Raw genomic sequence first — 233 nt, forward strand, 5'->3', positions numbered from 1 at the left:
ACTTAGTCAAAAATGAACCCCACTGCGGTGGCAGTGGGGCGGGGTACAGTTTTAATGCAGGTAGTCATCCAGTTCGGACAGTTCATTGATATCAAAGATGTTATCTATCAACTGCTGTAGTACATAGGTATCTTGTTCTTTTATTCTGACCACATACTCCTTTGGCAGCTTACGGAACTTTTTAATCAAAAGTCTAATGGTAATGTCTACCAAGGATTCTTCCCTACCTTCTT

At 40.8% G+C, this 233-nt stretch carries 1 protein-coding gene; it reads right to left on the minus strand.

The genetic code is table 11. From position 1 onward, the window contains the following. Window positions 1–51: 51 nt before the first annotated feature. A partial coding sequence (locus KKC1_RS07075; RefSeq protein ID WP_143288701.1) for a DUF4351 domain-containing protein occupies window positions 52–233 on the minus strand: 182 nt, incomplete at its 5' end.

The organism is Calderihabitans maritimus, assembly GCF_002207765.1.
GTDB classification, from domain to species: Bacteria; Bacillota; KKC1; order Calderihabitantales; family Calderihabitantaceae; genus Calderihabitans; species Calderihabitans maritimus.